Source organism: Streptomyces sp. NBC_01296 (genome assembly GCF_035984415.1).
Taxonomy (GTDB): Bacteria; Actinomycetota; Actinomycetes; order Streptomycetales; family Streptomycetaceae; genus Streptomyces.
On record NZ_CP130720.1, the window covers coordinates 1,185,141 to 1,201,755 of the forward strand.

The 16,615-nt window shown below is 73.2% G+C and carries 14 protein-coding genes; 4 read left to right on the plus strand and 10 right to left on the minus strand.

Annotated features, from left to right (window positions below; genetic code table 11):
* Positions 1 to 39 precede the first annotated feature (39 nt).
* Positions 40 to 1,695 (plus strand): GMC oxidoreductase, encoded by a 1,656-nt coding sequence (locus OG299_RS05730; RefSeq protein WP_327360743.1) that lies wholly within the window; start codon positions 40 to 42, stop codon positions 1,693 to 1,695.
* A 69-nt stretch (positions 1,696 to 1,764) separates the two neighbouring features.
* On the opposite strand, the gene OG299_RS05735 is transcribed toward OG299_RS05730, so the two are convergent.
* The 6 genes from OG299_RS05735 to OG299_RS05760 form a co-directional block, all read right to left on the minus strand.
* Entirely contained in the window at positions 1,765 to 2,244 is a 480-nt protein-coding gene (locus OG299_RS05735; protein ID WP_327360744.1) for a carboxymuconolactone decarboxylase family protein, read from the minus strand.
* Positions 2,241 to 3,323 carry an NAD(P)H-dependent amine dehydrogenase family protein gene (locus tag OG299_RS05740; RefSeq protein ID WP_327360745.1) on the minus strand — a complete coding sequence of 361 codons (1,083 nt, stop codon included), beginning with the start codon at positions 3,321 to 3,323 and terminating at the stop codon, positions 2,241 to 2,243. The genes OG299_RS05735 and OG299_RS05740 overlap by 4 nt, the downstream gene beginning before the upstream one ends.
* Positions 3,324 to 3,436: 113 nt before the next feature.
* Complete coding sequence (locus OG299_RS05745; protein WP_327360746.1) at positions 3,437 to 4,096, minus strand: MSMEG_1061 family FMN-dependent PPOX-type flavoprotein; 660 nt, start codon at positions 4,094 to 4,096, stop codon at positions 3,437 to 3,439.
* 59 nt (positions 4,097 to 4,155) lie between these two features.
* On the minus strand, positions 4,156 to 4,278 hold the full coding sequence (locus OG299_RS05750; protein WP_037635127.1) for a DUF6126 family protein: 123 nt from the start codon (positions 4,276 to 4,278) through the stop codon (positions 4,156 to 4,158).
* A gap of 15 nt (positions 4,279 to 4,293) precedes the next feature.
* Positions 4,294 to 4,968 carry a helix-turn-helix domain-containing protein gene (locus OG299_RS05755; protein ID WP_266637226.1) on the minus strand — a complete coding sequence of 225 codons (675 nt, stop codon included), beginning with the start codon at positions 4,966 to 4,968 and terminating at the stop codon, positions 4,294 to 4,296.
* 63 nt (positions 4,969 to 5,031) lie between these two features.
* Positions 5,032 to 6,570 (minus strand): ATP-dependent DNA ligase, encoded by a 1,539-nt coding sequence (locus OG299_RS05760; protein ID WP_327360747.1) that lies wholly within the window; start codon positions 6,568 to 6,570, stop codon positions 5,032 to 5,034.
* Positions 6,571 to 6,722: 152 nt separating this feature from the next.
* Between OG299_RS05760 and OG299_RS05765 the strand changes: the two genes are divergently transcribed.
* From OG299_RS05765 to OG299_RS05775, 3 genes are all read left to right on the plus strand, one after another.
* A complete protein-coding gene (locus tag OG299_RS05765) occupies positions 6,723 to 9,461 on the plus strand; it encodes an alpha/beta fold hydrolase (RefSeq protein ID WP_266637230.1) in 2,739 nt (912 codons plus the stop codon).
* Complete coding sequence (locus tag OG299_RS05770) at positions 9,458 to 10,336, plus strand: ABC transporter permease (RefSeq protein WP_266660946.1); 879 nt, start codon at positions 9,458 to 9,460, stop codon at positions 10,334 to 10,336. Before OG299_RS05765 ends, OG299_RS05770 begins: the two co-directional genes overlap by 4 nt.
* A 142-nt stretch (positions 10,337 to 10,478) precedes the next feature.
* Positions 10,479 to 11,210, plus strand: a complete 732-nt coding sequence (locus tag OG299_RS05775; protein WP_327360748.1) for a carbonic anhydrase — start codon at positions 10,479 to 10,481, stop codon at positions 11,208 to 11,210.
* A 34-nt stretch (positions 11,211 to 11,244) separates the two neighbouring features.
* On the opposite strand, the gene OG299_RS05780 is transcribed toward OG299_RS05775, so the two are convergent.
* From OG299_RS05780 to OG299_RS05795, 4 genes are all read right to left on the minus strand, one after another.
* Positions 11,245 to 12,186 (minus strand): aldo/keto reductase, encoded by a 942-nt coding sequence (locus OG299_RS05780; protein ID WP_327360749.1) that lies wholly within the window; start codon positions 12,184 to 12,186, stop codon positions 11,245 to 11,247.
* A 136-nt stretch (positions 12,187 to 12,322) separates the two neighbouring features.
* Positions 12,323 to 13,609 (minus strand): galactokinase, encoded by a 1,287-nt coding sequence (galK, locus tag OG299_RS05785; RefSeq protein ID WP_327360750.1) that lies wholly within the window; start codon positions 13,607 to 13,609, stop codon positions 12,323 to 12,325.
* Positions 13,606 to 14,646: a galactose-1-phosphate uridylyltransferase gene (gene galT, locus OG299_RS05790; RefSeq protein WP_327360751.1), complete on the minus strand. Its 1,041-nt coding sequence runs from the start codon at positions 14,644 to 14,646 to the stop codon at positions 13,606 to 13,608. Before galT ends, galK begins: the two co-directional genes overlap by 4 nt.
* Before the next feature lie 118 nt (positions 14,647 to 14,764).
* Positions 14,765 to 16,552 (minus strand): glycoside hydrolase family 35 protein, encoded by a 1,788-nt coding sequence (locus OG299_RS05795; RefSeq protein WP_327360752.1) that lies wholly within the window; start codon positions 16,550 to 16,552, stop codon positions 14,765 to 14,767.
* Positions 16,553 to 16,615 lie beyond the last annotated feature (63 nt).

The window sequence follows — 16,615 nt, forward strand, 5'->3', positions numbered from 1 at the left end:
AGAACTCGTTCCCATTCCGCCAAGAGTGAGGAACGTCACATGAGTGACAAAGGCCTGCACAAATCCGGCTCCAATGGAATCTCACGCCGTGGATTCATAGCTGGAACAAGTTCCATTCTCGGGGCCGCGGCCCTCGCCGGTCAGATCACCCCGGCCCACGCGCAGACCGCCGCCGCGGCGGCAGCGGCCGTCGGCCCCATCGACAACGGGGCGCACGTCCCGGCCCTGGTGATCGGCACCGGCTACGGGGGCTCCGTCGCCGCCCTGCGGCTCGCCCAGGCCGGCGTCGACGTCCACATGATCGAGATGGGCATGGCCTGGGACACCCCGGGTCCGGACGGCAAGATCTTCTGCAACACGACCAGTCCGGACCAGCGCTCCTATTGGCTGCGGACCAAGACCAAACAGCCCCTGAGCAACTTCCTCGGCTTCCCGATCGACAGGGACATCCCCCGCTACACCGGGATCCTGGACGCCGAGGAGATGGGCGGCATCATCGTCTACCAGGGCCGCGGCGTAGGCGGCGGTTCCCTGGTCAACGGCGGTATGGCGGTCACGCCGAGGCGGGCCAACTTCGCCGCCATCCTCCCGTCGGTGAACGCCGACGAGATGTACACCACCTACTATCCCCGGGCCAACGCCGGGCTCGGGGTCGGCCTGGTCGACCCGGCCTGGTTCGACACCGTCGACTGCTACCAGTTCGCCCGCGTCGGCCGCATGCACGCCCAGCGCTCCGGCTTCCCGTTCGTCTTCGTCCCGGACGTGTACGACTGGGACTACATGAAGCAGGAGGCCGCCGGGACCGCCCCCAAGTCCGCGGTCGCCGGGGAGATCCTCTACGGCAACAACTACGGCAAGAAATCGCTGCAGAAGACCTATCTCGCCCAGGCCAGGGCCACCGGCAAGGTCACCATCTCCCCGCTGCACAAGGTCACCTCCGTCTCCCCCGCGGCCGGCGGCGGCTACACGGTCGCCATCGACCAGATCGACACCACCGGCGCCACCACCGCCACCAAGACCGTGATCGCCGACAAGGTGTTCTTCGCGGCCGGCAGCGTCGGCACCAGCAAGCTGCTCGTCAGGCTCAAGGCCACCGGAGCGCTGCCCGCGCTGAACGGCGAGATCGGCAAGGGCTGGGGCGACAACGGCAACGTGATGTGCGGGCGGGCCAACCACCTGTGGGACCCGACCGGCAAGGTCCAGGCCTCCATCCCCTGCGGCGGCATCGACAACTGGGACGCGGGCGGGGCGTTCGCCGAGGTGGCGCCGCTGCCGACCGGGATCGAGACGTACGCCTCCTTCTACCTGTCGATCACCAAGAACCCGAACCGCGCCGAGTTCACGTACAACGCGGCCTCGGGCAACGTCGAGCTGAACTGGCAGACGGCATGGAAGCAGCCGTCCATCGACATGGCCAAGAGCATCTTCGACAAGATCAACTCCAAGGAGGGGACGATCTACCGGACGGACCTGTTCGGCACCAACAAGATCTGGGGCGACCACCTCACCTACCACCCGCTCGGCGGCGCGGTCCTGGACAAGGCCACCGACAACTACGGCCGCCTGCACGGCTACACCGGCCTGTACGTGATCGACGGCGCGCTGATCCCCGGCAACACCAGCGTGAACCCGTTCGTCACCATCACGGCGCTCGCCGAGCGCAACATCGAGAAGATCATCGCCACCGACCTGTAGGTGGTCCGTCCGCAGACCCGGGGCCGTCGGAGGTACCGACCGGCCCCGGACCCGTTGCCGCAACCAACCTCAGTGCCCCGGCAGCACGCAGACGCTGTCGAGGCCGAGCACGTGGTTGAGCCGGCCGAAGGCCAGCCAGGACCCGATGCTCATCGTCAGCTCCACGATCTCGAGCTGGCTGTAGTGCGCGGTCATCCGCTCCCAGAACTCCTCGTCGAGGTGGTGGTGGTCGAGCGTGTAGCGCTCCGCGTACTCCGCGGCCAGCCGGGTCCGTTCGTCGAACCGGTCCGTGGTGCGCCACTCGGTGACGGCGTCGGAGAACTCCTCCTCGACCTTCTCCCCGTCCCGCTCGGTCCGCCAATCGAGGCAGAACACGCACCCGTTGATCTGCGCGACGCGCAGCCGTGCCGCCTCGAACTCGCGCAGCCCCATGGTGGTGTGGGCGTACACGGACAGGGAGAAGTTCGCGGCGGCCATCCCGATCCCGGGGACCATGTCGCCCCACACGTACTCGATCGGGTGCTGGCCCTCGGGTATGTCGATCCTCATGGCTTCTTCCTTCCGAGCTTGCCGATGGCGGGGCGCAGGGGGACGTCGAGGGCGTCGTAGAGGCCCGGTTCGGCCTCCACCAGCCAGTCGATGGCGCCGACCAGACGGCCGACGGCGGTGGCGTTGCCGCCTGCCGAGCGGTTCTCGCCCTCGTCGGTGGCCTCGATGGTGACCTCGATGTGCGGGCGGCCCTCGATGATCACCCGGTGGGCGCCGTCGCCGCCGCCGGGGGGCGTCGGCCAGTCGGGGGCGCAGGAGGCGTGGATGCGGGTGACGTGCTCGATGACGATGCGGGGCTCGCCCTCGATGATGCCCTGCACCTCGAAGCGGATGGCGCCCTGGGTGCCGGCGGTGAACTCGCCCATGGTGCGGGTGGTCACGGTGGTGTCGAGGGCCCGGCGGTCCACGGTCTCGCGGATCTCGTCGAGTTCGACGCCGAGCGCCCGGGCCATCATGCGGATCTGCCCGCCCCACACCATGGTCGGGACGGACGGCATGAGCATCATCGGCTCGAAGTCCATGGGCTGTCCCATGCCGACGAGGTAGCGGACGGAGTCGGGCTGGTCGTAGGTGGAGTAGTCGAATATCTCCTGGCAGCGGATGGCGTCGATGGTGCTGCCGAGTCCGCTGAGCAGGAGCGGGAGTACGTCGTTGCCCCAGCCGGGGTCGACGCCGGAGGCGAACAGCGAGCCGCCGCCCTCCGCGACGGCGGCGGCCACCGGATCGCGGAACTCGGGCGGGGCGCTCCGGTGGTCGTAGAGCGGGTACAGGGCGGGGCTGACGACGACCGCGCCGGACCGGATCGCCCGGGTGATGTCGGCGAGGGCGTCGTCGGGGCGGGTGTCGCCGGAGGCCGCGTAGACGACGGCTTGCGGCCCGGCGGCGAGGACCGCCTCGATGTCGTCGGTGGCCAGGACCCCGGTGTCGTGGTCGAGTTCGCCGAGCCGGCCCGCGTCGCGGCCGATCTTGTCGGGATGGTGGACGATGACGGCGGCCAGTTTCAGCGCCGGATGGGCCTCTACGGCACGGATGGCCAAACGGCCGACGTTGCCGGTACCCCAGACAACCGTGGAAATCATGCGCGGAGGGTAGCGACAGGACCTGCACGTTTCCAGAGCCGCGGGCCCCGGCCTTCCCGGGGCGTGCCGGCCTGGGGGTTCGGCCGGCTGGTGTTCGCTCGGAGATCGGCCCGTTACTCGTACCGGTACTTCAGCGAGTCCGCCTCCGCCTGCTCGATGTCGGCGATCGTCAGCTCCGGCATCCGCAGTTGGGCCAGCGTCACCTCGGCCGAGGTCGGCTGGGCGTCCGCCGGCAGCCACTGCTCCGGCTTCCAGGCCCCGCTGCGCAGCAGCGACTTGGGACAGTGCGGGTAGACCTCCTCGATCCCCAGCACCAGCGCACTGGCCGGCGGCTTTCCCACGGCGGTCAGCTGCGACAGCAGCTCCGGGCGGGTGGAGACGACGGCCCGGCCGTTCACCCGCAGGGTGGTGGTCCGCCCGGGGATGACGAACAGCAGCCCGGCCCGTCCGGTGGCGATGACGTTCTGCAGGGTGTCCAGCCGCTTGTTGCCGGTCGCGTCCGGTATCGCCACCGTCCGTGCGTCCAGGACGGCGACGAACCCGGCGGGGCCGCCTCGCGGCGAGACGTCGCAGTTGCCCTCGGCGTCCGTGCTGGCGATCAGGACCAGCGAGGAGCAGCCGATCAACCGCCGGGTGTGCTCGGTGAGTTCGGTCATCTGCTTGCGTACGGCCGCGTCGCCGGGGAGTTCGTACGCCCGGCGCAACGCCTCCTGGTCGGGCACGGCATCGAGGCGGAGCGAGTCGAAGGCACTGCCGGCAAGGGGTGTCGTCATGCCTCCGACCCTAACGAGCCGACTGCGATTGATCTTGGCCGGTGGGGGCGGGGCGCAGGCTACTGGTTCTGGCCGCCCAGGACGAAGAGGAGGTAGACGAAGAACGCGAAGAGGTGGCCGACGAACAGGTAGGCGATCAACCGAATCACCAGACCGCGCGGGAACTTGGACTGGATGTTCATGGTGGGGCTCCTGGGCTAGGTGTGGTGGAGTGCGCCGGAGGCGCCGCCGCCGAGGCACAGCCCGGCGAGGCTGCTCTGCAGCAGGGTGTGGACGAACAGCAGGTCGGCTCCGCCCGCGGTGGCCGCGCCGATCCGGTGCGGGGTCAGCGAGTCGAAGTGCGCGCTGTCCCCCGGCTCCAGCAGGTACTCGGCCTCGGCCAGGTGCAGCCGCAGCCGCCCCTTGAGGACGTACAGCCATTCCTCGCCGGGGTGGACGCGGACCAGCTCGCCCTGACTCCGGCCGTGGGGGACGTGCACGCGCAGCGCCTGCATCCCGCGGCCGGAGCCGCCGGCCTGCCAGTACGTCCACCCGTCGGCCTCGCGGGCGCCCGGACCGCCCGCCCGTACGATGGGATCGGCGACGGCGGGGGTCTCGCCGAGCAGCTCCGAGACCGTCGTACCGTAGGTGCGGGCGAGTCCGAGCAGCAGCGGCAGCGAGGGCTGGCGCCGCCCGGTCTCCAGCCGGGACAGGTGCGCGGGCGAGAGCCGGGCCCGCGCGGCGGCGGCCTCCAGGGTGAGCCCGGCGCGGCGCCGCAGCTCACGCAGCTGCGGAGCCACGGAGGGCAGCTCGTCTGCGGCGCCGGGGTCGGGGCCGACGGGTTCGTCGGGACGCTCAAGACCTTCGGGGCCGGGGGCAGGACCGGATGTCATACCCCGATTGAGCCAGAATCCTGCCTGCCTGGCAATTTCCGTTGCCTCTGAGGCAAAAAGCGTTCAGTCGCCGTGCCGGCCCTCGCCGAGCACCGTCTCCACCGTGTCCGCCTGCTCCGCGCTCTTGTCCGGGCGGTGCCGCAGGACCCGCGCGAAGCGCAGGGCGACCCCGGCCGGGTAGCGCGGGGAGCGCTGGAGGCCGTCGTACGCGATCTCCACGACCAGTTCGGGCCGCACCCGCACGGTGAAGCCGTCGTCCTCCACCGCCAGCTCCCGCAGCCGGCCCGTCTGCCAGCGCAGCATCTCGTCGGTGAGCCCCTTGAAGGTCTTGCCGAGCATGGCGTACGTGCCGTCGGCGGCCCGGGCCCCGAGGTGCAGGTTCGACAGCAGTCCGGTGCGCCGGCCGTGCCCCCATTCGACGGCGAGCACCACGAGGTCGAGGGTGTGCACCGGTTTCACCTTGAGCCAGTGTTTGCCGCGCCGCCCGGCCGCGTAGGCGGAGTCGAGGGCCTTGACCATGACCCCCTCGTGGCCGCGGCGCAGGGTCTCGGCCCAGAACTCCTCGGCGGCGGCCCCCTGCTCCTGCGGGTCCTCGACGACGAGCCGGCGGACCCGACAGTCCTCCGGCACGAGCGCGGCGAGCGCCGCGTACCGCTCGCGCACCGGGAGGTCGAGGAGCACCTCGTCCCCCGCCGCCAGCACGTCGAAGAAGTAGGGGACGACCGGCAGCGTCCGCCGGGCGGTCTCGACGTCCACCCGCGATCCGACCCGGCTCGCGACCTCCTGGAAGGGCACCGGCCGGCCGTCCGGCGTCTGCCCGATCACCTCGCCGTCGAGGATGAACCGCTCCCCCGGCAGCGCCCGCGCCCGCTGCGCCACCTCCGGCAGCCGGTCGGTGATCTCGTCCAGGGACCGCGTGTACACCCGGACGTCGTCCCCGTCCCGGTGCACCTGCACGCGGATCCCGTCGAGCTTCTCCTCCACCGCGCAGGGGCCGAGCGCGGCCAGGGCCTCGGCCACCGACTTGGCGGTGTTCGCCAGCATCGGCTGTACGGGCTGCCCGACGCGCAGGGTGACCTCGCGCAGGGCCGCCGCGCCGTCGGCCAGTGCCGCCGCGGCGACCCGGGGCAGCGAGCCGTCGAGCATCACGGCCCGGCGCAGCTCGGCGGCCGGCACCCCGGCGGCCGCGGCGACCCCTTCCAGCGCGACCGCGTCGAGGGCGCCCTGGCGGACCTCGCCGGAGAGCAGGCTGCGCAGGAACCGCTGCTCGGGCCCGGTGGCCGCGCCGAGCAGGGCGTCGAGGATCCGGCGCCGCTCGGCCTGCGAGCCCGCGCCCGCCACGCCGGCGAGTTCCGTCACCGCCGTGTCGACGGCGGTGACGGTCAGGGTGGGCTCGGCGGCGGGTTCGACCTCCCGGCCGAGCGCGCGCCAGCCGATCCCGGGCCGGCCCTGCGGGAGCCGCCCGGCGAGGTACGAGATGACCAGGCCGGCCTCCTCGGGGGGCGCCGCGGCGAAGAGCTCCGCGAGCAGCGCGGTCTTCCGGGACCGGGCGGAGGTCTCGGCGACCTCCCGGGACACGCGCGCGACCTCGGCGAGCAGCATGCCGTCATCCTCCCGCCGCTCGGCGCACGGCGCAGGTCGGGTCCGGGTACCGCAGGTGCGGTATGCCGGGCTGCCCGTGTACTCCTCGAGGAGGTGGGCGGTTCCGCCTGGGGGCGCTCAGGACTCGACGGCCCGGCGTCTAGGGTTCCCGTATGAAGCTCCGATCGCCGAAGCTCCGGCTGCCACGGCGCCGCCGAAGCCGCCTGCTCGCGGGCGCCGCCGCGCTCGCCGTCGTCGCGGGGGCCGGTACGTGGACCGCCGCCGCGTCCGGCGGGGCGCCCCCCGTACACCGCCAGGACCGGACGGTGGAGATGCCCGGCGCCGGGATCGACACCTCGTACTTCACGGCCGGCGGCGGGGGCAAGCGGCCCGCCGTGCTCCTCGGGCACGGCTTCGGCGGCAGCAAGGACGATGTCCGCGCGCAGGCCGAGCAGCTGGCCCGGGACGGGTACGCCGTCCTGACCTGGTCGGCCCGCGGCTTCGGCCGCTCCGGCGGGCAGATCGGGCTGAACGACCCCGAGCACGAGGTCAAGGACGTGTCGCGGCTCGTCGACTGGCTCGCGCAGCAGCCCGAGGTGCGGCTCGACGGGGACGGCGATCCGCGCGTCGGCGTCGCCGGGGCCTCGTACGGCGGGGCGATCTCGCTGCTCGCCGCCGGATACGACCGGCGGATCGACGCGATCGCCCCGCAGATCACGTACTGGAACCTCGCGGACTCCCTGTTCCCGCAGGGCGTGTTCAAGAAGCTGTGGGCGGGGCTGTTCTTCACCACCGGCTCGGCCGGCGGGATGCAGCCCGGGGCGCTGCCGACGGGCGGCGCCGGGGCGGCAGCCGCCGCCGGCTCCCCGGAGGCCGCCACCGCCTGCGGGCGGTTCCAGCCCGAGCTGTGCGCCATGTACGAGCGGGTAGCGGTGGCCGGGAAGCCCGACGCCGAAGCCCGCGCGCTGCTGGAGCGGCGCAGCCCGTCGGCGGTCGGGGACCGGATCAAGGTGCCGACCCTGATCGTGCAGGGCCAGGAGGACTCCCTCTTCCCGCTGGACCAGGCCGACGCCATGGCGAAGGCGATCACGGCGAACGGTGCGCCCGTCTCCGTGGACTGGGCGGCCGGCGGGCACGACGGCGGCCTGCGCGAATCCGGCCGGGTCGAGGCCCGGGTGGCCGCCTGGTTCGACCGCTACCTGAAGGAGGACCACGGCGCTGACACCGGCCCGGCCTTCCGCGTCTCGCGTTCCGGCGGCATCGACTCCACCGACGGGGCCGTCCGGCTGCGCGGCGCGAGCGGCGAGCGCTACCCGGGGCTGACGTCCGGTCCCCGGGAGTTCGCACTGAGCGGCCGGGAGCAGGGCTTCGCCAATCCGGCGGGCGGCGCTCCGCCCGCACTGTCCTCCCTGCCGGGGATAGGCGGGCAGCTCGCCGCGTTCGGGGCCGGGCTCTCGCTGGACTTCCCCGGGCAGAACGCCCGGTTCGAGTCGGAGCCGCTGGCCGAGGAGGTCCGGATCACCGGGACGCCGACCGTCACCCTGAACGTGAGGTCGACGGCTGCGGACGGTTCGGCCGTCCTGTTCGGCAAGCTGTACGACGTCGGGCCCGACGGGCGCCAGGCGGTGCTGCCGAGTCAGCTGGTCGCGCCGGTACGCGTGGAGAACGCGCAGCAGGGGGCGAACGTGGAGCTGCGGCTCCCCGCCGTCGACCACGCCGTGGAGGCAGGGCACCGGCTGCGGCTGGTCGTCGCCGCCACCGACCTCGGCTACGCGTCCCCAGCCGCGCCGGCCACCTATACGGTCACGGCGCAGGGCGCCCTGGCCGTTCCGGTGGCCGACGGGGTGCGGACGGCCTCGGCGGGGCTGCCCGCGTGGACCTGGGGGCTGCCGCTGGGTGCAGCGCTGCTGGCCGCGGCGCTGCTGGGGATCCGGAGGACCGGCCGGGAGGGTGCGGGGGCGCGGGCCGGGGGACCGCAGCCCGACCCCGCGCTGGCCGACGTACCGCTTGAAATCACCGGTCTGACGAAGCGGTACGCAAAGGCACAGGACCGGTACGCGGTGCGGGACCTGTCGTTCCGGGTGGAGAAGGGGCAGGTCCTGGGCCTGCTCGGGCCCAACGGCGCCGGCAAGACCACCACGCTGCGGATGCTGATGGGGCTGATCTCGCCGGACGCCGGGGAGATCCGGGTGTTCGGGCACGCGGTACGGGCCGGGGCTCCGGTGCTGTCGCGGGTCGGCGCCTTCGTCGAGGGGGCCGGTTTCCTGCCGCACCTGTCGGGGCGGGCCAACCTGGAGCTGTACTGGCAGGCCACCGGCCGGCCGGCCGGGGACGCGCACATGGCGGATGCCCTCGAGATCGCCGGACTGGGCGATGCGCTGGAGCGCGCGGTGCGCACGTACTCGCAGGGCATGCGGCAGCGGCTGGCCATCGCGCAGGCCATGCTCGGGATGCCGGACCTGCTGATCCTCGACGAGCCGACGAACGGTCTGGACCCGCCGCAGATCCGGGAGATGCGGGACGTGATGATCCGGTACGCGGCGGGCGGGCGGACGGTCATCGTCTCCAGCCATCTGCTGTCGGAGGTCGAGCAGTCGTGCACCCACCTGGTGGTCATGGACCGCGGACGGCTCGTACAGGCGGGCGAGGTCGCGGAGATCACAGGCGGCGGGGACGTGCTGCTCGTGACGCTGGCCGAACCGGTGGACGAAGTGGTCGTGGGGAAGGTGGCCGCGCTGGAGGGAGTGGGTTCCGTGGCGACGGCCGACGACGGACTGCTGGTACGGCTGGAGGGAGCGACGGCCGCCGGGCTGATCGCCGAGCTGGTACGGCTGGAGGTGCCGGTGTCCGCAGTGGGGCCGCACCGCCGGCTCGAGGACGCGTTCCTCACCCTGATCGGAGGTGCGGCGTGAGCGCCGTGACGGAGACCGTGACCGAGGTGGCCCCCGGCTACCGGGCGAGCCGTACGCTGCCGCTGCGCGTGGAGGCGCTGCGGCAGTGGCGCCGGCGGCGGACGCTGGTGATGGCCGGGGTACTGGCCGCCCTCCCGTTCGTCATGATCATCGCGTTCGCGGTGGGCGGCGGACAGGACGGCGGCCGGGGCGGCGGGGACGGCCGGATCACGCTCATCGACACGGCGACGGCCTCGGGGGCGAACTTCGCGGCCACCTGTCTGTTCGTGTCCGCCGGCTTCCTGCTGGTGGTACCGGTGGCGCTGTTCTGCGGGGACACCGTGGCTTCGGAGGCCAGCTGGTCCTCGCTGCGCTACCTGCTGGCCTCGCCGGTACCCAGGGCCCGGCTGCTGTGGAGCAAGCTGGTGGTGGCGCTGGGCTTCAGCCTGGCGGCGATGGTGCTGCTGCCGGTGGTGGCGCTGGCGGCAGGCACGGCCGCGTACGGGTGGGGACCGCTGAAGCTGCCCACGGGCGGCTCGTTGGCGGCCGCGGACACCGTGCCGCGCCTCGCCCTGGTGGTGGCGTTCGTCTTCGTGTCGCAGCTGGTCACGGCCGGGCTGGCGTTCTGGCTGTCGACGCGGACGGACGCGCCGCTGGGCGCGGTGGGCGGGGCGGTCGGCCTGACGATCGTCGGCAACGTGCTGGACGCGGTGACGGCGCTCGGATCGTGGCGGGAGTTCCTGCCCGCGCACTGGCAGTTCGCGTGGGCGGACGCGCTGCAGCCGCAGCTGGAGTGGGGCGGGATGGTCAAGGGGACGGCGGTGTCGGTGGCGTACGCGCTGGTGCTGTTCGCGCTCGCGTTCCGCGGGTTCGCCCGCAAGGACATCGTGTCCTGAGCCGTCGCCCGGTGTGTGGGCCGTCCGTGGCAATGGGGTGCGCGCCCGCGTGCGCCTGCCGTCGGGGCGCCCCCGGCGCGCTGAACAATCGCGGTCGTCGCGACGTACGGATGCGTCTGCGCGGCACCGAGGGGTACCACCGATGCACACATCAGGACTTCCGGCTCGCAGGGCCGTGCTGACCGGTGGCCTGGTGGCCGCCGTCGTCGCGCTCTCGGGATGCTCGTCCCCGAGGGCGCCGCGGCTGACGACCGCAGCCCCACCGCCGCGGCCGGCCACACCCGAGGCCGCGTTCGCGCGCCTGATGGAAGGCAACAAGCGCTGGGTGAGCGGAAACCTCGAACACCCCGACCGCGACCCCGAGCGGCGCGAGCTCGTCGCCGAGGCACAGGACCCCTTCGGGGTGGTCCTCTCGTGCATCGACTCGCGGGTGGCGCCCGAGCTGATCTTCGACACCGGGCTCGGCGACCTGTACGTCCTGCGCACGGGCGGGCAGGCGGTCGGCCCGGTCGTGACCGGTTCCGTCGAGTACGGGCCCATGACGGGCGGCACTCCGCTGGTCGTCGTGCTCGGGCACCAGCGCTGCGGCGCGATCGAGGCCGCGTACAAGTCGCTGAAGGGCGGCACGCCGCTGCCCGGAAATCTGCAGGCCATCGCCAAGGCCATGGTGCCGGCGTACGAGCTGACGGCCAAGAACCCCGGCGCCGACCCCGTCGACACCATGACCCACCACCAGATCAAGGTGACGGCGGACGATCTGCGGGCCAACGCCGACCTGGGGCCCCTCGTGAAGAAGGGCGCCCTGGCCGTCGTCGGTGCCTACTACTCGCTGGACACCGGCAAGGTCGAGGTCCTGACGGGTGCGCCGGTCTGAGCCGCCCCGCCGGAGCAGTGCACTGCGCCGCGGCTCACGCCCCCGCGATCGCGTCGATGTCCGCCAGCAGTTCGGGCTCCAGCGGGCGGTCGGCGACGGCCGCGTTGGCCCGTACCTGCTCGGGGCTGGTGGCGCCCGCGATGACGGAGGCGCAGCCCGGCTGGGCGCGGAGCCAGCCGATGGCGAGCTCGAGGACGCTGCGGCCGTGCTTGTCGGCGACGGCGGCCAGTGCCTCGACCGTGTCGAGCCGCTCCTCGGTGAGGTACGCGTCGCGCCCCTCCAGGCGGGAGCCGGCCGGCACCGGGGAACCCCGGCGGATCTTGCCGGTCAGCAGTCCGTTGGCGAGCGGGAAGTACGGGAGCACGCCGAGGCCGTAGTGCACGGCGGCCGGGACCAGCTCGGCCTCCGCGTTCCGCTGGAGCAGCGACCATTCGTTCTGCGCCGACACGAAGGGGGCCGCGCCCGTTTCGCGGGCGACGTGGGCGGCTTCGGCGAGCTGCCAGCCGCTGAAGTTGGAGTGGCCGATGTAGCGGATCTTGCCCTCGGTGACCAGCTCGGTGAGCGCGGCCAGGGTTTCGGCGACGGGGGTGGCCGGGTCGGGGCTGTGCAGCTGGTAGAGGTCGATGTGGTCGGTGTCCAGGCGGCGCAGGGACTCCTCGACGGCCCGTCGGATGTACGCGCGGCCGCCGCGGGATCCGGCGGCGGGCCCGTACTCCATGTCCATGCCCGCGTAGCCGAACTTGGTGGCGAGGACGATCTGGTCGCGGCGGCCCTTGACGGCCTGTCCGAGGTGGCGCTCGGAGCCGCCGCGGCCGCCGTAGATGTCGGCGGTGTCGAGGAGGGTGATCCCCGCGTCGAGCGCGGCGTCGACGACGGCGCGGGTCGCCCGGGCATCGAGGCGGCCGCCGAAGTTGTTGCAGCCGAGCCCCACGGCGGAGACCTGAAGACCTGAACTGCCCAGCGGGATGTAGCGCATGCGTTTCGTTCCTCCGCACTCGTCCGGCACATGATCGACCAAGTGATCAGTCTAGGAGGACCGGGTTCGGCCGGGCACGTGCCGGTGGACGACGCGTGCGACGACGTGCAGCGCAGCGGGCGCGCGTCCCGCCCCGTCAGCGGATGCGCTCCGCCCCGGCCGACGGCTCCGCCGCCGTGATGCGCGGCGGCTTGAACCCCGCCGCGACGAAGGCCTCCGTGACCGCCCGGGTCACGGCCGGCTCGGCGTCGGCGTCGATCAGGGCCAGGGCCGAGCCGCCGAACCCGCCCCCGGTCATCCGGGCCCCGTACGCGCCCGCCGCGTTGGCGGTGGCGACTGCCAGGTCGAGCTCCGCGCAGGACACCTCGTAGTCGTCCCGCAGCGAGGCGTGGCCCTCGGTCAGCAGCGGGCCCGCTTCCCGCAGCCGACCGGCGCGCAGCAGCTCCTCCACCCGTACGACCCGTTCGTTCTCGGTGACGACGTGCCGGACCCGTGCGCGCCGGACCGGGTCGTCGAGGCGGGCCAGGGCCTGGTCCAGCGCCTCGTACGGGAGGTCGCGCAGGGCGGGCAGCCCGAGCTCGGCGGCGGCCCCGTGGCAGGAGGCGAGGCGCTCGGCGTAGGCCCCGTCGGCCAGGTCGTGCTTGACCCGGGTGTCGATGACCAGGAGGCGCAGGCCCGCCGCCGCGCAGTCGAAGGGGATGTGCCGCTGTTCGAGGGTGCGGGTGTCCAGGTGGAGGGCGTGGCCCTCGGTGGCGCAGGCCGAGGCCGTCTGGTCCATCACCCCGCAGGGCACGCCGACGTAGGCGTTCTCGGCACGCCGGGCGAGCGCGGCCAGTCCGGTCCCGGTGAGCGGGATCCCGTACAGGTCGGTGAGCGCCAGGGCGGTGGCCACCTCCAGGGCGGCTGAGGAGGACAGCCCGGCCCCGGCCGGCACGTCGGACCGTACGTGCAGATCGGCGCCGCCGACCGGAAGGCCGGCGTCCAGCAGGGCCCACAGCACCCCGGCCGGGTACGCGGCCCAGCCTGCGGCGCCGGTGGGCGGGCGGGCCGGGTCGAGGTCGGCGGGGCGGACGGTGACCACGCCGGAGGCGACGTCGGCGGAGTGGAGCCGCAGGATCCCGTCGGAGCGCCGGGCGGCGGCGACCTCCGTGCGCTGCGGGAGCGCGAAGGGCAGGGCGAAGCCGTCGTTGTAGTCGGTGTGTTCGCCGATGAGGTTGACCCGGCCCGGAGCCGCCCAGACCCCCTCGGGCGGGGACCCGTACAGCCGGCGGAACCCGTCTGCGGCGGCCTGGTTCGCCGGCTCGCCGCCTTTCGCCGGCTTGCCGTCCTTCACCGGCTTGCCGTCCTTCATCGGTTCGCCGTGCTTCATCGGCTCGCCGTGCTTCATCGGCTCGCCGTGCTTCATCGGTTCGCGGTCCTTCATCGGCTCGCCACCTCCCGCAGCCGCGCGGCCGCGTCCTCGGGCCGGACGTCGTTCATGTAGGCCTCCATCCCGGATTCGGTTCCCGCCAGGTACTTGAGCTTGTCAGCGGTGCGGCGGACCGTGAAGAGCTCGAGGTGGAGCGCGAAGTCGTCCCGGCCCTCGCCTGAGGTCGGCGCCTGGTGCCAGGCGGAGATGTACGGGGTGGGCCCGGGCCTCCCGAACAGCCGGTCGAAGCGGCGCAGCAGCTCCAGGTAGAGGCAGGGGAACTCGGCGCGGGCCGCGTCGTCCAGCGTGGTCAGGTCGGCGGTGCGGCGGTGCGGATAGAGGTGGACCTCGTACGGCCAGCGCGCGGCGTAGGGCACGAAGACGGTCCAGTGCTCCCCTTCGAGGACGACCCGGGTGCCCTCGGCGCGTTCGGCGGCGAGCACCTCCTCGAAGAGGTTGCCGCCGGTGCGGGCACGGTGGGCGGCGACGGTGGCGAGCATGCGGGTGGTGCGCGGGGTGAGGAAGGGGAAGGCGTAGATCTGGCCGTGCGGGTGCGCGAGGGTCACGCCGATCTCGGTGCCCCGGTTCTCGAAGCAGTAGACCTGACGGACCCGGTGGTGGGCGGAGAGCTCGGCGGTGCGGTCGGTCCAGGCGGCCAGGACCAGCGCGGCGCGCTCCTCGTCGAGCTCGGCGAAGGAGGTCAGGTGGTCGGGGGTGAAGCAGATGACCTCGCAGCGGCCGGTGTCGCCGGCGAGGGAGGGGAAGCGGTTCTCGAAGACGACCACGTCGTAGTCGGGGGCCGGGATCTCGCTCGCGTGCCCCTCGGTGGAGGGACACAGCGGGCAGGCGTCGGCGGGCGGGAGGTAGGTGCGCCCCTGGCGATGGGAGGCGATGACGACGGCGTCGCCGAGCAGCGGGTCGCGGCGCACCTCGGAGGAGGTGGCGGACGCGTCGAGGGGGCGGGTGTCGGGGACGGCGCGGGCCGCGCCGTCGTCGGCGTCGTAGTACAGGATCTCGCGGCCGTCGGCCAGGCGGGTGCTCGTTCGCTTCACAGGAAGAGCTTCTCTCGGGGGATGGTCACTGGAGTTCACCGGGGTCCTCGCGGTTCGCAGGGTCCTCGCGGTTCGCGGGCCTCGCCCGGCTCGCGGCCTTCGCGCGGCTCGCCGGGGTTCACTCGAGGGTGACGACGGTGGGGCGGCCGAGGTCGGGGCGGTCGCGCAGCGGCAGGTCGGCGCCGGGGCGCTCCAGCTCGAGGAGGACGATCTCGTTCCGGCCGCTCCGCCACAGGGGCGCGGGGGCGTACAGGGTGCGCTGCGGTCCGCGCGGGGTGTCGTAGTGGCCGAGGAGGAAACCGTTCAGCCAGACGAGGCCGGCGCCCCAGCCGGACACGTCGACGAATCCGTCGGCGGGGGCGCCCGGGAGGGCGTGGGTGAAGCGGTGGAAGGCCGGGCGGCCCGCGTCGGGGGTGTCGGGCGACCAGTCCAGGCCGGTCGGGTCGGTGAGCGGGAGCGGCCGGATCTCCCACTCGAACAGCTGCTGGTGGCCGTGGCGGACACCGCGCCACATGCCCTTGCGGTCGTCGAGGAGCGGGCCGTAGTTGACCCGGCCCTGGGCGCGGACGAGGACGTCGAGGACGACCCCCGCCTCGCCGACGGGCAGGTCGAGGCCCTCGTCGGGCCGGTTGCGGTCGAGGATGCCGAGGGGCTCCCCGTCGGCGAACACGTAGGCGCGGTCGCCGAGGCCGTCGATCCGGACGGGCATGGCGGGGCGCGGGCCGGTGACGGTGGTGCGGTAGTGGATCATGCCGTGGGCCTGGCCGAGCTTCTCCATCGACTCGGGCGCGGGGCGCAGCACGGGCTCCCCGCCGAGCAGGTCGAGGTGGTCCAGCAGCGGGGCGGCGCCGGCGGGGACCGCAAGGGCGGGGGTGATACGGGGCGGCGGCTGCGGCAGCGGCCCGTCGGGCAGCGGCACGTACTTGCCGATGACCTCGCGCAGCGCGTGGAACTTGGGGGTGAGTTCGCCGGCCTCGCCGATGGGAGCGTCGTAGTCGTAGCTGGTGACGGTGGGCTGGTAGCCGGGGTCGCCGGGCCGGGACCCGGTGTGGTTGGCGCCCGCCCAGAAGCCGAAGTTGGTGCCGCCGTGGGCCATGTAGAGGTTGACGGAGGCGCCGGTGGCGAGGAGTTCGTCGAGGGACTGCGCCGCGTCCTCGACGGCGCGGACGTGGTGGTCCTCGCCCCAGTGGTCGAACCAGCCGATCCAGAACTCCATGGCGGCGAGCGGGCCGGTCCGCTGGTAGCGGCGCAGGTGCGCGAGGCGTTCGGCGGGCCGGGCGCCGAAGGTGGCGGTGGCGAGACGGCCCGGGAGCATGCCGCCCTGGAGCATGGCGTCCTCGGGCCCGTCGGCGGTGAACAGGAGGCAGTCCACGCCGCGTTCGACCAGGGCCTGTTCCACATGGGCGCGGTAGCGGGTGTCGTTGCCGTACGAGCCGTACTCGTTCTCGATCTGTACGGCGACGACCGGACCGCCGCGGCTCGCGAGCAGCGGCAGCAGCTCGGGGGCGACGAGGTCGAACCAGCCGTCGACCTCGGCCTCGAAGCGGGGGTCGGAGCAGCGCAGGTGGAGGCCGTCGACGGCGAGGAGCCGGGCGGGCAGGCCGCCGAAGTCCCATTCGGCGCAGATGTACGGGCCGGGGCGGACGACGGCGTCGAGACCGAGGTCCCGGGCGGTGCGCAGGAAGCGGCCGAGGTCGCGCGGTCCGGTGAAGTCGGCCTTGCCGGGGGCGGTCTCGTGGAAGTTCCAGGGGACGTACGTGTCCACGGTGTTGACACCCAGGGCGCGCAGCCGCCGCAGCCGGTCCTCCCACAGGCCGGGATGGACCCGGAAGTAGTGCAGGGCGCCCGAGACGATGCGGTGGGGGCGGCCTGCGCGCCGGAATCCGTCCTGGTCGTACGTGAGCATGCGCTGACTCCCGAGAGAGGTCGTGATGCCGTGAGGTGCCGGACGCCGCCGAATATATGAACG

Excerpts from the sequence above, each read along its gene's own strand:
- OG299_RS05730 (WP_327360743.1), top strand. The coding sequence starts at position 40 with ATGAGTGACAAAGGCCTGCACAAATCCGGCTCCAATGGAATCTCACGC.
- OG299_RS05735 (WP_327360744.1), bottom strand. The coding sequence starts at position 2,244 with ATGAGGATCGACATACCCGAGGGCCAGCACCCGATCGAGTACGTGTGG.
- OG299_RS05740 (WP_327360745.1), bottom strand. The coding sequence starts at position 3,323 with ATGATTTCCACGGTTGTCTGGGGTACCGGCAACGTCGGCCGTTTGGCC.
- OG299_RS05745 (WP_327360746.1), bottom strand. The coding sequence starts at position 4,096 with ATGACGACACCCCTTGCCGGCAGTGCCTTCGACTCGCTCCGCCTCGAT.
- OG299_RS05750 (WP_037635127.1), bottom strand. The coding sequence starts at position 4,278 with ATGAACATCCAGTCCAAGTTCCCGCGCGGTCTGGTGATTCGGTTGATC.
- OG299_RS05755 (WP_266637226.1), bottom strand. The coding sequence starts at position 4,968 with ATGACATCCGGTCCTGCCCCCGGCCCCGAAGGTCTTGAGCGTCCCGAC.
- OG299_RS05760 (WP_327360747.1), bottom strand. The coding sequence starts at position 6,570 with ATGCTGCTCGCCGAGGTCGCGCGCGTGTCCCGGGAGGTCGCCGAGACC.
- OG299_RS05765 (WP_266637230.1), top strand. The coding sequence starts at position 6,723 with ATGAAGCTCCGATCGCCGAAGCTCCGGCTGCCACGGCGCCGCCGAAGC.
- OG299_RS05775 (WP_327360748.1), top strand. The coding sequence starts at position 10,479 with ATGCACACATCAGGACTTCCGGCTCGCAGGGCCGTGCTGACCGGTGGC.
- OG299_RS05780 (WP_327360749.1), bottom strand. The coding sequence starts at position 12,186 with ATGCGCTACATCCCGCTGGGCAGTTCAGGTCTTCAGGTCTCCGCCGTG.
- galK (WP_327360750.1), bottom strand. The coding sequence starts at position 13,609 with ATGAAGGACCGCGAACCGATGAAGCACGGCGAGCCGATGAAGCACGGC.
- OG299_RS05795 (WP_327360752.1), bottom strand. The coding sequence starts at position 16,552 with ATGCTCACGTACGACCAGGACGGATTCCGGCGCGCAGGCCGCCCCCAC.